This window comes from Actinotignum urematis (genome assembly GCF_051264595.1).
Classification (GTDB): domain Bacteria; phylum Actinomycetota; class Actinomycetes; order Actinomycetales; family Actinomycetaceae; genus Actinotignum; species Actinotignum timonense_A.
This window is the reverse complement of sequence record NZ_JBOZBG010000029.1, coordinates 1-14,575: the sequence shown is the minus strand read 5'-3', so window position 1 is coordinate 14,575 and position 14,575 is coordinate 1. Positions and strand designations below refer to the sequence as shown.

The 14,575-nt window shown below is 64.8% G+C and carries 9 protein-coding genes; 3 read left to right on the top strand and 6 right to left on the bottom strand.

Annotated elements, in window-relative coordinates; translation table 11 throughout:
* Positions 1-80 precede the first annotated feature (80 nt).
* A complete protein-coding gene (hrpA, locus tag ACRQDJ_RS09110) occupies positions 81-4,616 on the top strand; it encodes an ATP-dependent RNA helicase HrpA (protein WP_087070252.1) in 4,536 nt (1,511 codons plus the stop codon).
* A 24-nt stretch (positions 4,617-4,640) separates the two neighbouring features.
* Here the strand turns inward: hrpA and ACRQDJ_RS09105 are convergent, their stop codons facing one another.
* The 6 genes from ACRQDJ_RS09105 to ACRQDJ_RS09080 form a co-directional block, all read right to left on the bottom strand.
* The gene (locus ACRQDJ_RS09105) at positions 4,641-5,378 is read right to left on the bottom strand and encodes a hypothetical protein (protein ID WP_087070251.1); all 738 of its coding nucleotides are present in this window, start codon (positions 5,376-5,378) and stop codon (positions 4,641-4,643) included.
* A gap of 268 nt (positions 5,379-5,646) precedes the next feature.
* On the bottom strand, positions 5,647-6,345 hold the full coding sequence (locus ACRQDJ_RS09100; RefSeq protein ID WP_087070250.1) for a hypothetical protein: 699 nt from the start codon (positions 6,343-6,345) through the stop codon (positions 5,647-5,649).
* 53 nt (positions 6,346-6,398) lie between these two features.
* Positions 6,399-7,541 carry a hypothetical protein gene (locus ACRQDJ_RS09095; protein ID WP_143231835.1) on the bottom strand — a complete coding sequence of 381 codons (1,143 nt, stop codon included), beginning with the start codon at positions 7,539-7,541 and terminating at the stop codon, positions 6,399-6,401.
* A gap of 83 nt (positions 7,542-7,624) precedes the next feature.
* Positions 7,625-8,278: a low molecular weight protein-tyrosine-phosphatase gene (locus tag ACRQDJ_RS09090; RefSeq protein WP_087070248.1), complete on the bottom strand. Its 654-nt coding sequence runs from the start codon at positions 8,276-8,278 to the stop codon at positions 7,625-7,627.
* 397 nt (positions 8,279-8,675) lie between these two features.
* A complete protein-coding gene (locus ACRQDJ_RS09085; protein ID WP_087070247.1) occupies positions 8,676-9,797 on the bottom strand; it encodes an ABC transporter ATP-binding protein in 1,122 nt (373 codons plus the stop codon).
* 287 nt (positions 9,798-10,084) lie between these two features.
* Positions 10,085-11,038: a LysR family transcriptional regulator gene (locus ACRQDJ_RS09080; protein WP_158319014.1), complete on the bottom strand. Its 954-nt coding sequence runs from the start codon at positions 11,036-11,038 to the stop codon at positions 10,085-10,087.
* A 424-nt stretch (positions 11,039-11,462) separates the two neighbouring features.
* Here ACRQDJ_RS09080 and ACRQDJ_RS09075 point away from each other — a divergent pair, with 424 nt between their 5' ends.
* Both ACRQDJ_RS09075 and ACRQDJ_RS09070 read left to right on the top strand, forming a co-directional pair.
* Positions 11,463-12,971, top strand: a complete 1,509-nt coding sequence (locus ACRQDJ_RS09075; protein ID WP_087070245.1) for an MFS transporter — start codon at positions 11,463-11,465, stop codon at positions 12,969-12,971.
* Complete coding sequence (locus tag ACRQDJ_RS09070; RefSeq protein ID WP_087070244.1) at positions 12,971-14,005, top strand: L-idonate 5-dehydrogenase; 1,035 nt, start codon at positions 12,971-12,973, stop codon at positions 14,003-14,005. Before ACRQDJ_RS09075 ends, ACRQDJ_RS09070 begins: the two co-directional genes overlap by 1 nt.
* Positions 14,006-14,575 lie beyond the last annotated feature (570 nt).

Genomic DNA, 14,575 nt, shown 5'->3' with positions numbered 1-14,575 from the left:
CCCCCCACCTGTTTCACTAGCCCGCGGGCAACCCCAACCGGTAGGAAGCTCCGGGGAGGCGTGGAATAATGAGGCACGATATGGATAAGTCTCAGGAACCCGCAGCGCCCTCCGGCAAGCGCAACGGCCGCCGCAATCACCACAAGGCCCGCCGCAACCGCAACAACCCGCGCGGGCCGCGGCCCTTCACCCCCGCGCAACTCGAAGCGCGCCGAGCCGCTGTTCCGCACATCACCTACCCGGAAACCCTGCCCGTTTCCGCTCGGCGCGCGGAGATCCGCGAGGCCATCGCCGCGAACCAGGTGGTTATTATCGCCGGGGAAACCGGCTCCGGGAAAACCACGCAGCTGCCGAAAATCTGCCTGGAGCTGGGCCGCGGCATCACCGGGCTCATCGGGCACACCCAGCCGCGGCGCATCGCCGCCCGCTCGGTTGCCGAACGCATCGCGGCCGAACTGGGGCAAAAAGTCGGCGGCGCCGTCGGCTATCAGGTGCGTTTCACCGAAGAAGTGGGCCCCACCACGCTCGTCAAACTCATGACGGACGGCATCCTGCTCGCGGAAATCCAATCCGATCCGCAACTGCTGCGCTACGACACCCTCATCATCGACGAAGCGCACGAACGGTCCCTCAATATCGACTTCATCCTCGGCTACCTCGCGCGCCTGCTGCCCGCGCGCCCCGACCTCAAAGTCATCATCACCTCCGCGACCATCGACACCGAGCGCTTCGCCGCGCATTTCGGCGAGCACCGCGCGGGCGGCCGCCCCGGCGACACCGCGCCCATCATCGAAGTGTCCGGGCGCACGTATCCGGTGGAAATCCGATACCGGCCCCTCGATGAGGAACAGGGCACAGACCAGGAAGAACAGTACGACGACGCCGGTGCGCAGCGCGTAACCGCGCCGCGCACCCCGGGCCGGGCGGCGGCACTCGATCAGGTGAGTGGAATCGTGGCGGCTGCCGAGGAGCTCATGGCGGAAGGCGAGGGCGATATTCTGGTCTTCCTCTCCGGGGAGGGCGAGATTCGGGATACCGCGAAGGCGCTCGATGATGAGCTCGGGGCGCGGTATGTGGCGCCCGGGGGGAGCTCCAGCGCGCCGGGTGCCGTGGAGGTGCTGCCGCTGTTTTCGCGGCTTTCCGCGGCGGAACAGCACCGGATTTTCCAGCCCGGGCCCTACCGGCGCATTATCCTGGCCACGAATATTGCGGAGACTTCGCTGACGGTCCCCGGGATCAAATACGTGATCGACCCAGGTACCGCCCGCATTTCGCGCTACTCGAATAAAACGAAGGTGCAGCGCCTGCCCATCGAGCCGATTTCGCAGGCCAGCGCCAATCAGCGTTCGGGGCGGTGCGGGCGCGTGACGGACGGGATTGCGATCCGGCTCTATTCCGAGGATGATTTCCTGGCTCGGCCCGAATTCACCCAGCCGGAGATTCAACGTACGTCGCTGGCCGCGGTGATTTTGCAGATGCTCGCGCTCGGGCTGGGCGCCGTCGACGATTTTCCCTTTATTGACCCACCCGAAGCGCGGGCGGTGCGAGCCGGCACCCAGCTCCTCGAAGAAATCGGGGCGATAACGTACGGGGCCTTTGGTGCTGCGGGCGCGGCTGGGGCCGAGCGCGGCACCGCGGACAGCGACCCCGCACGGAGCGACCACCCGGAAAGCCGCTGGACGGAAAGTAGCCGCGCCGCGCAGCGCCACGCCCCGCGCCTAACCGCCATCGGGCGGCAGCTCGCGCGCTTGCCTATTGACCCGCGCCTGGGCCGCATGCTTATCGAGGCGCAGCGCAACGGGTGTGCTTCCGAAGTGTTGGTGCTGGTGGCGGCGCTGTCGGTGCAGGATGTGCGCGAGCGCCCCACTGAGAAACGCGCCCAGGCTGATCAATTCCACGCGCGTTTCACGGCCGGCTCCTCGGATTTCCTCGCGTATCTGACGCTGTGGCGCTATCTGCGCACCCAGGCCCGCGAGCTGTCCGGTTCGGCGTTCCGGCGCATGTGCCGCGCGGAATTCCTCAACTACCTGCGTTATCGCGAGTGGGCGGATGTGGTGGCGCAGCTCGAGCAGATGGCGCGGCCGCTGGAGCTGACGATCCGCCGCCTGGCGCTGCCCAGCTCGAAGCAGATTCGCGCCGCGGCCGAAGCCGGGGCCGGTGCGCCTCAGCTGGGTGGGGCACCGAATTCCGGGGCGGTTGCTCATGCCTGCCGTGAGCTCGGGCGCGGTTCGGATACCCCGGAGTCGGGGGCGATTCACCGGTCGCTGCTGGTGGGGCTGCTGTCCAATATCGGCAATTATTCCCCGCGCAGCCGCGATTACCTGGGCGCGCGCGGCACCCATTTCGTGATTTGGCCGGGCTCGGGCCTGCACCGGCGCACCCCCGAGTGGGTGATGGCCGCCGAGCTGGTGGAAACTTCCCGGCTGTTCGCCCGCACCGTGGCCGCGATCCAGCCGGAGTGGATTGAGCCGCTGGCGAAGAAGCTGGTGCGGCGTTCCTATTCGGAACCGTATTGGTCGGCGAAGAACGGCGCGGCGATGGTCCACGAAAAGGTGACGCTCTACGGGGTGACCCTGGTGGCGGACCGTCCCGTGCTGCTCGCCACTTCCGGTTCGGATGCGGCGCGCGAGCTGGCCCGCGAGATGTTTATTCGCCACGGCCTGGTGGAGGGCGAGTGGCGCACCCACCACGAGTTCCTGGCCCGCAACCGCGCCGCCCTCGAGGAGGCCGGCCGCACCGAAGATAAGCTGCGCCGCCACGGGCTGGTGGCCGATGGTGACGCGCTGGCCGCGTTCTACGAGGAGCGCATCCCGGAGAACGTGGTCTCCGGGCGGCATTTCGATTCCTGGTGGAAGAAAGAACGCCACGCTCGCCCCGAGCTGCTCGATTTCACGCAGGATTTCCTGCTGGGCGGGGCCGGCGGAAGCGCCGCGGAAGAGGACTTCCCCACCGAATGGCGCCAGGGCGATATCACGCTGCCCATCACCTACACCTTCGCGCCGGGCTCGTTCAACGACGGCATCACCGTGGACGTCCCCATCGCGCTGCTCCCGCGCCTGCGCCCGGACGGTTTCGACTGGCTGGTGCCCGGAATGCTGGGCGAACTCGTGGTCGCCACGATCCGCGCGCTGCCCAAACGCGTGCGCCGCAACCTGGTGCCCGCGCCCGACGTGGCCCGCGATATCCGCGCGGTGCTGCCCACCTGGGAGGAGGCCGTACACGGCGGTACCGGTGCGCGCGGGGGTGACGCGGACGGTAACGCGACCGGCGGTAACGTGCACGGCGGTGACGTGCACGGAACGGAACCGATTTCTTTCGAGGAGGCTTTTCGCGCGGCTACGGCCCGCGTGCGGGGTATTGAGATCGACGACGCCGCATGGCAGGAGGTGAATCTGCCCGCGCATCTGACTGTGAATTTCCGGGTGCGTTCGGAGCGGGGTGCGGTGCTCGAGGAATCAACGTCGCTCGAGTATTTACAGCGCAGTCTTGCCCCGCAAACGAAGGCGGCGGTGGAAAACGTGGTGGCCGGGGCGGTGGCCCAGGCCCTCGATGAGGCACGGGCGCGGTTGCGCAGGGCGCAACCTTCCGCTACCTCTCGTAGTACCGGTTCGAATCCTGCCCCCGGTTCACCGGACTCAGCGAAGCCCACCGCGAGCGCGTCAGCCACCAGTTCGTCCAGCACCACCAGTTCGGCCGAGGCGGCCGCCACCGAACTCGCATCCGGGGATGCTTTGACCGGCTGGCCCGAGGTAGAACAGGGGATTATCCCGGCGGTTATCGAAACTGAGGGCCCGGCCGGGACCGTTCGTGCTTACCCGGCGCTCGCTGATCGCGCCGGAAAGATTGTGCTCGATGTGGTGGCGGAACCGGGTGAACAGGTGCGGGTGCACCGCGGCGGCGTGATTCGTTTGCTCGCGGATGCGCTGGCGCTGCCCGAGGGCCGGATTACCTCGCGCTGGGATGGCGAGCTGGCTTTGCAGCTGGCGGGTAGCCCGGCTCCGTCCACGGCAGCGTTGGTGGCCGATCTGCAGTGGGCAGCGGCGCGGAATCTTGCCGACCGCTGGGGTGCGGCCAATGATGCCAGCCCTGAAGAGCTGCGTTCCGGGCGTGAATTCGAGGAATTGCAGGCGTGGGCTCGTGACGAGTTCGAGGACGAAGTGTTCCTGATCGCGCAGGGCGCGGGCAAGGCCGCGGCCGCCTGGGCAGAGGTGGAACAGCTGGTGCGGGATAACCGCTCGGTGGCGCTGCTTGCCACAATGAGCGACGAGCGCGCCCATCTGGATGCGCTCATGCCCGCCGATTTTGTGCGAGCCACGCCGGCAGCACGCTTCTGGGATTTGCCGCGTTATCTCCAGGCCGCGAAACTGCGCATTGAGAAGGCCGCGGTGAATCCGGCAGCCGATGATTCGCTCGCCTGGCAGGTGCAAACCGCGGCGGAAGCGGTGGAAAGTGCCCGCGAAGAAGCCAGCTACGCGGCTTTCGATCCGGGCCGCGCGCGAGTGCTCAACCATGCCCGCTGGCTCCTGGAAGAACTGCGCGTCTCGCTTTTCGCCCAGCAGTTGGGCACCAAGGAAAAGGTTTCCGTCAAGCGCATTCAGAAGCTATTGGCCAGCTAAGGGCCCTAAGAGCCGAGCACCCCATCACTTCTCGGTCACGAAGAATCCCCGTGTTGCTTCGAAATCGACGGTGGAGTTTCCGTACTTTTCCCAGACGTTATCTGCCAGGTTTCCCTGAGGTGACACGTGCCAGAAGTAGGCTGACCCCAGTTTCCCCTCCGCGTAGTTGAGGGTCTGGAGCGCGCCGAAACCATCAGTTCCAGCAGGCGCCTGGCACTTATCTCCCCCGCGTTCCACACCAACGCCACCGCACTCCACATAGAACACAGCCGCGTAATCCAGGGCGGTGTTTTCATCCAGCGGGCCGAGCCCGAAATTCTTCTCCAGAGCGCTCACGAGTTGCGTGGAATTCTTCTTGTCGAGAGCAACAATGGGAGCCAACTCCGTGTCATTCACTTCAACTATTCCGTCCCCGGAGAGTACGGTCTTTTCTTTCAGATCCGTATGACCCGGAATCGTCCGCTCCGAAAGCTCCGTTAAAGTACGAGCGTTCCCGGCTCCGTAGATCATATTCCAGTTCTTTTGCGCACCCGACTCCTTGAGTTCCTCATCGAGAGCTGCAGAAACCCGCGCGAAAGCTTCATCCGCGCCACCGGCAGCTGATACCGGCGCATCGCTAGTCACGGACGTAGGCGCAGCCCCGACCGAACCGGATTCCGTGCCTTTTTCCGATGAGCACCCGCCAGCCGCGAGCGCGAGCGCTAAAGTTCCAGCAGCCACGAGAGATACTACGGGCCGCGAGCTAATTTTTTGAACAAACATAATGGGATCCTCATAAGTATTGAGAGGAAACAAGGATGGCGGACCGTGGCGTGAGAGCCCGCATATTTCTGATCGGCGTCATCGCTTATCAGGTGCGTTAGGTTCGTTCTGACGGCAACTGTCTCGTCCGCCTTCAATGTATGTTAACTGAATTATCCAGCGGTGTGCAATGGCTTCCTGAGATGTAGTTGTGAGGGCTCTCGTCATGGCCGAGCCGCGATGCGCCTAAGCGGCCGGGTGCATATATGCGTCGTCGTACTTCTTGGAATTACAGCAGGCTGACGATGCCCATGATGACGGCGGCGAGCAGCGCGCCGGCGATCATTCCGCCCCACCATTCCAGCTGATCCCCGGTAGTGACCCGGTCGAGGGACTGCGGCTTGAACGGCAGCACCGGCGCGGTATTGGGCAGCAGCTTGGGGCGCTGTTCCAAGGAACGCATGAGGGCTTCTTGTTCCGGGCTGGCTTCCTCCACGTTGGCGAGCCCGCCGTAGCCCTTTTCGGTTTGGCGCAGCGGGAGCAGAGTGCCGGGCTTGCTCTCCGCAAAGCCTGCCTGCTCGGCGCCATGCACCGCGATAACGGTGCGGAAATCTGCGGATTTATCCACCGGGCGAACCACCACCGGCACCATGAGCGCCTGCTTGCGGCGGCTATTGCCGACCGTGCGCATCCGCCGGCTTTCGTCGGTCCCCAGCACTCGAGCAACCACGTCCACGCCGGGCGCGACCGGTGTTTTATCGCGGATCAGCCACGGCAGCGCCAGCAGGAAAGCCACCACCGCGAAGGCAGGGATCAAGTAAAACGCACGCGAACCGACCAGGGCATTCGGGAAAGCGATGAGTCCGAGCACCACGCCCGCGCCCAGGCCCCACAGGGTGCCGGTGCATACCCGCCGGGCATGATCGATAGGCCGCGCCGCCGGGAGGTTGCCTTCCCGCCAAATTTCAGCCACAACATTGGTGCTCATACGTCCTTCCTCTTCTCTCGCGCCGTTATTAGCGCTTTCCATGGTAACCCGGGCTAGCGCAGGCTTTCACTTTCCAGCACCACGTCCCCGTTCTCCACCCGGAAGCGCACCGCGTGCTCCCCCTCGAAAACCCGCGCGGTATCCGAGCGTTTCTCCCAGCTCAGCGGGGCAAGAAGCCGCCACTCGTAGCTGCGCTCCAGCACGCCTCCCCGCACGCTCACGGTTCCGCCCAGCCCTTCCACAGACGCACTCACCTGCGGCTTCTCTTTCCAGCTCAGCTTCTCCTTACGGGTATCCCCGAACGTACGATCCTTGCGGAAAGTAGCCGGGCAGCCAGCTGGCGGCGTCGTCGTACCATCACCGCGCACGCAACTTTCCACGAGGCGTTCCACCAGTTCCACGGCGCGTTCGCCCGCGGCCGGGGTGGCCTGGGCGCTGAGACGCGCGGTCGCGGTCTGGCCGGGCCGCACCGTGGCGGTGGCGCCGGCCCCGAAGGTGAGGTAGCGCGAATCGCCGGGCGCCGCGACGGTGTAGTCGCCGGGGAAGGCCGGGGCGGGTTCCTGGGGCGCGAGGGCGACGGGTACGTCGTTGATGCTGGTGAGGGTGGGAGGGGTGGAGGCTGGGCCGCCGCCTACGGTGGGCGGTTCGCTGCCGGTAGTGGGCGTGGTGCCCCCGCCGGAAGCTTGCTCGGTGCCGCGATCGGCATCGCGCTCCACGCGCAGCTGGCCGAGGGCGCCCTCGCTCACCTGCCAGCGCGGGCTCAGGATCGGGGTGGTGCCGCGGCGCACCAGGGTGAGGCTCAGGGGTTCTTGGGTGCCGTTGTAGCTGACGACGCCGTCCACGCGCACGCTGGTTTCGGTGCCGGCGCTGGCGGCATTGCCGGAGCCGGTGCCATTGCCGGAGTCAGCGCCATTACCGGCGCCGGTTTCAGTTTCGATGCTGCTGGTTTCGCGCACTTGGAAATGGGCGGGGCGGCCCGGGACGGCGCGATAGACTTCGTCGCTCAGCAGGGCGAAGGATCCGGAAAGTGCGCCGGGATCGGTGAGGTCCAGGGCCTCGCGAGCGCGGCCTTCTTCGAGGGCGGCCATATATCTGCTGGCCACGGCCGCGGGAGAGTAATAGGTGGCCGCGAGGAACTGGCGCACGGCCAGCACCGCCAGGGCAATCAGTAGCACCGCGAGCGCGCCGAACAACACCCTCCGCCGGCGCATAACTATACGGGCGCGCGCCGCGGGCTGGGTACTCACCTCAGGCTGAATGCCCACCTCAGACCGAGCGTTCACCGCGATGCGGGCAGGTGACCGCGCAGCAGCTCCACGAGGCGCTCGGAGCCGGCTTCCACGCAGGTGAGCGTCGCTTCGAATTCGCGCGCCGAACCGCCCCACGGATCGGGCACATCGTACTCGCCGGACGAATAATAAAAATCGGAAGAATGCTGGCGACCCGAGGCGCGCCCGGCGTCGTCGGAAAGAATGCCGCCGTGCCCGAATACGCCCTCCGGCGCGATCCCTACCTTCGGCAGCGCGAACTCGGTCCACAGGTGAATATTGGTCAGCGAAAGGGAGAGGGAGCGGCACAGCCGGCGCACCGCCCGGGCGTGCCCCGTGGTCATGGCCAGAATCAGGCCGGCGTTTTCCAGTTCCTCGGCGGTGACGCGGTGGGCCCGGTGGTGATCGGGCAGGTCATAGCCGTGTTCGGTGAGAGTGCGTTGGGCGGGCGGGTAAATCGGGTTGCCGGATTCCTCATTCGAAACCCCCGCGGACGCCACCGCAATATCAATACCGGCATCGCGCAACCGCTGGCGCAGCACGATTTCCCCCATGGGAGATCGGCAAATATTCCCGGTACAGACAACAAGAATGCGGGGCCGTTCCGCCAGCGCGCGAACGACGCCCGCACCGGGGTAGGCAGCGGGAGTGGCACTTTCCGTCATGCTGGCAAGTCTAGGCACCGCGCCTGAAAAGTTTTGAGCAGTAGGTCTCATCGAGTGCATACTACGCTGAAAGTATGCAGAATCCCGGGATAGAAACGCCCGGGCACGTGTGACCGGGCGGCCCAGATCACCCGTGTTGAGCTGCGGAAAAGTCACGTCCGGGCAGTTCTGCGCCGCGGTTATGCATAATCCCAGCTGAAAGCGCGTGATTTTCGCCACGGCCCACATGGGGCACGATTGCGCGCTCATTATTGAGTAACGACGACGCAGGGCCGGGGCGCGTGCGCCCCGGCCCTGGGAATCAGGCCACTGCCTTAGCAGCCTTGCATCGCCTACATAATGCGGGCACTACCCCGGGATAGGCGATGCGGTGCTACCCCCGCGGGTGCTACCCCGGCTAGTTGATGCGGGTGCCATCCCCGGCATGGAACACATGGATAGCATCCAGGTTCGGGGTGGCGTACACGGTGTCACCCACCGCGGGGGCCTTGAATGGCGGAATCCGCACAACCACCTGGGAGGAGCCATCGCCCGAGCCGAAGCCGGACTTCTCCACGCCGGCGATCTCGCCATACACGTAGTTATCCGAACCCAGGTTCTCGACCATATCCACCATGATCGGCACCGAGCTTTCCCCGGGCTCGCGCGTGAGCTCCGTGAAGGATTCGGGGCGCACGCCCAGGATGACCTTGCCCTTGTCATCCGGGGTGATCGCATCGATCACCGCGCGGGGCAGGCGAATGCGCGCTTGGCCGAGGACTGCGTCGTCGCCCTCAATATTAAAGGTGCCGAGGTTCATGGCCGGCGAACCAATGAAGCCCGCCACGAAAGCGTTTTGCGGCCGGTTGTACAGCTCATCCGGGCTGCCCACCTGCTGCAATACCCCGAAGTTGAGCACGGCGATGCGGTCGCCCATGGTCAGCGCTTCGGTTTGGTCGTGGGTGACGTACACCGTGGTGGTGCCCAGGCGGCGCTGCAGGGTAGCGATCTGGGTGCGGGTTTGCACGCGGAGCTTCGCGTCCAGATTGGAGAGCGGTTCGTCCATGAGGAAGACCTGCGGGTTACGCACAATCGCGCGGCCCATCGCCACGCGCTGGCGCTGCCCACCGGAAAGCGCCTTCGGCTTGCGATCCAGGTACTCGGTCAGGTCGAGGATCTGGGCGGCTTCCTTGACGCGCTTATCAATTTCTTCCTTCGGGGTGCGCGCGATCTTGAGCGCGAAGCCCATATTCTCCGCCACCGACATATGCGGGTAGAGAGCGTAATTCTGGAACACCATCGCGATATCGCGGTCCTTAGGCGAAACATTGGTGACATCGCGGTCCCCAATATAGATACGCCCGTCATTAATATCTTCCAGCCCGGCGAGCATGCGCAGCGACGTTGATTTACCGCAGCCGGACGGGCCAACAAGAACAAGGAATTCCCCGTCAGCAATTTCGAGGTTGAGCTGATTGACAGCCGGGGTATCCGACCCCGGGTAGATACGCGATGCGTTCTCAAATGTTACAGATGCCATTACTGGTCCCTTCACCGGCAGGTACGTGCCGGACGATCCGAGTGAAGAGTGCCGTTGCGGGCACCCGAAGCTCCAGCAGCTGTGGTACGACGACGCCGCCCCTTGGCAGGCCGCAATGCCCCCACGCCCGGAAACCCGGGCCATGTACAAAATGCTGTGACTTCAGAGTGTCCACTCTGACACAGTCGCCCTGTGCGACATACCCAATTTTGCCAGGCGCCGGCGCGGATTTCCAGCTCCGCTGCCATGTTTTGCGCAAAGCTTCCAGGCTTTTCCCGGGTTCGGAGCTAGCTGGTATCCCCCGCATCACTCCGCTGCGGCTGGAGGGAGCGCACGCCGGCGGGCAGCGGAATCGCCAGGATCAAATCGCGCACATACTGGCCAATCGGGGTGAGGGGCACCGCGGTATTCGCCACCACGGAAACTTCCCGCCCGTAATCACCCGCGATAGCAATCGCGCGCAGCCCCTCGTGATCGCAACTGCGAAAAGCCAGCAGGTTAATAACCGGGGTGAGCAGCCCGGCCTTGCACATATTGAGGAGAGTCTGGGGTTGCTCGGTACGGAAGTCCGCGATACGCGGCTCCAACTCCCATAAATCAAAAGCGGCGCGCATTTCCGGGTCGATGCTCAGGCCCGGTGCGCCGGTCAGCCCCAGGGTGACCTCCGCAAGATCTCCGGGAGCCACCACCTCCACGCCCTGGAAATCCGGGGAATTCTGGCGGACCACCGCCACGTACGGCTCCCACCACAGGCGCTGTGAATCAGGAATGGAGGGCAGCGAACTAAATTGTGAAACGATGGCCAGCTGCGCGTGCCCGGCCCCCACTTTCTCCAATAATTCCGCGGAGGTGCGCTCCAGCAAATTAACGGAAATACCGGGCTCCTCCAGCTGTAATTGCGCCAGCATTCCCGGGCATAGCACCGCCGAGATAGAAGGAATCACCCCGAGGGTAACCGCGCCCACCAGGCTGCCCGATTCGGTATTGAGCTCATCGACCGCATCGCGCAGCTTCACCAAGATCTCCTCGGCGCGCGGTAGGAACGTTTCCCCTTTCGCGGTAAGGGTGCAGGGAACATGGCTGCGATCCACCAGGGTATGACCCGTCGCCCGCTCCAAATTCGCAACGTGGAGCGATACCCGCGACTGACTGCTGTGGAGCAAACGAGCCGCCCGCGAAAAGGACGATAATTTCGCAACGGCAACGAAAGACTCCAACCATTCAAGTCGGTCGATGCGCATAAAACCCTCCACGACTATGTGGCACCAACGAGCTCTCCGATAATTTACCTGGCGCATTTCAAGTTCTTTCGCGGCGAGTCGGCTCCCCCGGCGGCGCGCGGCTGCGCGCCGCCGGGGCGGCGTCGTCGTTCCACCACCGCCCGCACCCACCCGGGTGGGCGAGTTATCCGCGGAATCTCGCGGCGCTTCGCCCGCGTTACCGCCCTGCCACGCCCACCGTGAGCGCCTCGCTCCCACCCCGCCCGCGTATCGCTATTCGAAATCCGCATATGACATATCGAAATATCGCCGTCTCTCGGGCGTGATTTCGGCGTATTCCCGCCGCGATACTGAAGCCATCGGAGCTCGCTTATCCCTCCGGCAATCCGCCCGGAAAGCAGCTTCTTCTCAGTCAACACAACGAAGTGAATGTGGAAGGCACCTCATGTCCAAACAACACCCGCCGGGAACAGTAACCGCCCCGGTGCCCACGCGCTCGACCTCGGACCTGGTCAAGGCCGCGGTTTCCGGCTGGCTCGGAACAGCTCTGGAATTCATGGACTTCCAGCTGTACTCCCTGGCCGCCGCGCTCGTCTTTAAAGACATTTTCTTCCCCGCCGGCCACCAGTCCATGGCCATCCTCGGGGCTATGGCCATTTACGGTGTGGGCTACGTGGCCCGCCCGCTGGGCGCCTGGTACTTCGGGCGGCTCGGTGACCGCATCGGCCGCACCAAAGTCCTCTTTATTACCATCGCCATGATGGGCGTGGCCACCACCCTCATCGGCTTCCTCCCCACCTACCAAGTGGTGGGCATTTGGGCGCCGATTATGCTGGTGATTCTGCGGCTTATCCAGGGCTTCGGGGCCGGCGCGGAAATTGCCGGCGCCTCCGTGATGCTGGCCGAATACGCCCCGCGGGAACGCCGCGGCATTATTTCTTCGCTGGTGGCCCTCGGCACCAATACCGGCACCCTGGGCGCCGGCGCGATCTGGGCGATCATGCTCGCCACCATGGGCACCGACACCGTGGTCGCGTGGGGCTGGCGTATCCCCTTCATCGCCTCGGTTGTACTCATGGGCCTGGCTGTATTTATCCGGCTGCACCTCAAGGAATCGCCCGTTTTCGAGGCGGCTACCAGCGGGGAGATTCTGGACGACGCCGCCCTGGTGGCCACCTACGACCAACCGCTTCCCTCGCGCGCCGAGCGGAAGGCGGCGGCTAAGGCCGCCCAGCGCGAAGCCCAGCGCGAAGCCGCCGTGGAAGAACTCGCCAAAACCCCGAAGTCGTTCAAGGCGTTCATGGCGGCCTTCCTGCTGCGCTTCGGCCAGTCCGGTAATTCCGGCATGGTGCAGACCTACCTCATTACTTTCCTGACCGCCCAGATTCTGGTGGCCAAGGACGTGGCTTCCGCCGTGGTGGTCTACTCCTCGCTGGCCGGCTTCATTACCGTGCCGATTATCGGCTGGATCGGCGACCGCATCGGCCGCGAGCGCACCTACCGCCTGGTCACCGGGCTGGGGATTCTCCTCATTATTCCGTGCTTCCTGCTCATGGTCTCCCCGCGGTTCCTGGGTGAACTCAATGCGCCGGAGCTGGTGGACGGGCAGATGGTGGACCATTACGGCACCCCCACCCTGTTGTTCTTCATCGGGTACATCGTGCTGCACAACATCACCGTGCTGGCCATGTTCTCCCTGGAAAACATCACGATGGCCGAATGCTTCGGCTCCGCGCACCGCTACGAGCAGCTGGCGCTCGCCAAGGAAATCCCGAATATGATCACCGCCGGTTTCGGCCCGCTGATCGCCGCTGGCCTGGTGCAACTCTTCGGCGGTTCCTGGATCGCTTGCGCGATTCTCATGTTTGTTTACACCGGAGTCACCCATATCACCGCGTGGCTCATGCCCGAAATTACCGGGCGCGACCTCACTCTCAAGGAGGATGCATTCTAATGAAGGCTGTACAAGTTCGTACCGATACCCCCAAGCAGATTCATATCACCGAGGTTCCCGACCCGGTTGCCGGCGCAGGCGAGGTGCGGGTCCGCATGGAATGGGGCGGCATTTGCGGCTCCGACCTGTCCTACTGGAAGAACGGTGCTTCCGGGACCGCGATTATGCGCGAACCGCTGATCCTCGGCCACGAAGTTGCCGGCGTGGTGGACCAGGTGGGCGCGGGCGTGACCGGAGTTGAGGTGGGCCAGCGGGTGGCGATCTACCCGCCGACCCTCGTGGGCGAACACGATATCCCGGAAAGCACCCGCGGCAAAGATAACCTATGGCCGGAGGTCCGCTACTTCGGATCCGCGGCTTTCTTCCCGCACGAGCAGGGCGGTTTCTCCACCTACCGGGTGGTGCGGCCCGATCAGCTCCGTGCGCTGCCGGAGAACGTGTCGACGAAGGAAGGCGCCGTCGCCGAACCTCTCGCGGTGGCGATGCACGCCGTGAGCCTGGCCGGGGATCTGTCCGGCAAGCGCGTGCTGGTGAACGGCGTGGGCCCGATCGGGGCGTTGGCCGTGGCCGCCGTGAAATTCGCGGGGGCGCGCGAGGTTATCGCTTCCGACGTGGCCGCCGAATCCCTGCGGATTGCGAGCGCGATGGGCGCTACCAGCACGGTGAACCGCAGCGCCGGTGAGGAGCTTCCCGCCGACGTGGACGTCACCATCGAAGCGTCCGGCGCCGCCGTTGCCATCGGCGATTGTTTGCTGGCGACCGTGCGCGGCGGCACCATGGTGCAGGTGGGGAACTTGCCGGCCGGCGCGGTCTCCGTGGTGCTCGGGCAGCTGGTCACCCGCGAAATCACGTACAGGGGCTCGTATCGGTTCAACCCGGAGTCCATGGACGCCGCGATTGACGCGATGGCGCGCGGATTGGACGTTTCGCCCGTGCTCACGCACGAATTTAAGATCGACGACGCCGCAGCCGCTTTCGCCACCGCCGATGACCGGTCCACGGGGTCGTCCAAGGTGATGCTCCAGCTCAGCTAGGCGGAGCAGGCCGGCCTGGCTAGGCGATGCACTCTCGCCCGGCTCGGGCTGGCCTTGCCTCGTGAATCGCAGCGTACATCGCGCAACGCGCGGTGTACCTCGCTCATGAGGCGACGAAGGGGCACGGACTTACGGGTCCGTGCCCCTTTCCGTACCCCGACCGGTCCGCGCGAATCTCACGACCCTCGCGAACCCCAATAGCCACACAAGCCCCTGCGGTGGCGGTATGTATTGTCAGAGATGTAGTGCAGATGTCGTACATGCGAAGTACACCCCGGAAAAACACCCCACCTCCCGCCTGGGCTAACCCGTTTCCACCTGCTGCTGCCGAACAAAGTGGTACCCCACGACAGCGGAACGCACAAAGTGGTACTGCACGACAGAAATTTAGGGTTTGGCTGTAGCTCCAGTACCACTTTGTTTTTGGGGGCCGGAAAGTCCCCGGCGAATCAAGTTCCAAGTTCCCAAACCCCCAGGCGGGCAAAGAAAGCGGGGCGCGGGCCTGAGCCGCGCCCTGCTCCAAAGCCTCAGTAAGTTCCGGGGCGGTGGCCGCACCGCGCTGGGCCAGCC

Excerpts from the sequence above, each read along its gene's own strand:
- hrpA (WP_087070252.1), top strand. The coding sequence starts at position 81 with ATGGATAAGTCTCAGGAACCCGCAGCGCCCTCCGGCAAGCGCAACGGC.
- ACRQDJ_RS09105 (WP_087070251.1), bottom strand. The coding sequence starts at position 5,378 with ATGTTTGTTCAAAAAATTAGCTCGCGGCCCGTAGTATCTCTCGTGGCT.
- ACRQDJ_RS09100 (WP_087070250.1), bottom strand. The coding sequence starts at position 6,345 with ATGAGCACCAATGTTGTGGCTGAAATTTGGCGGGAAGGCAACCTCCCG.
- ACRQDJ_RS09090 (WP_087070248.1), bottom strand. The coding sequence starts at position 8,278 with ATGACGGAAAGTGCCACTCCCGCTGCCTACCCCGGTGCGGGCGTCGTT.
- ACRQDJ_RS09085 (WP_087070247.1), bottom strand. The coding sequence starts at position 9,797 with ATGGCATCTGTAACATTTGAGAACGCATCGCGTATCTACCCGGGGTCG.
- ACRQDJ_RS09080 (WP_158319014.1), bottom strand. The coding sequence starts at position 11,038 with ATGCGCATCGACCGACTTGAATGGTTGGAGTCTTTCGTTGCCGTTGCG.
- ACRQDJ_RS09075 (WP_087070245.1), top strand. The coding sequence starts at position 11,463 with ATGTCCAAACAACACCCGCCGGGAACAGTAACCGCCCCGGTGCCCACG.
- ACRQDJ_RS09070 (WP_087070244.1), top strand. The coding sequence starts at position 12,971 with ATGAAGGCTGTACAAGTTCGTACCGATACCCCCAAGCAGATTCATATC.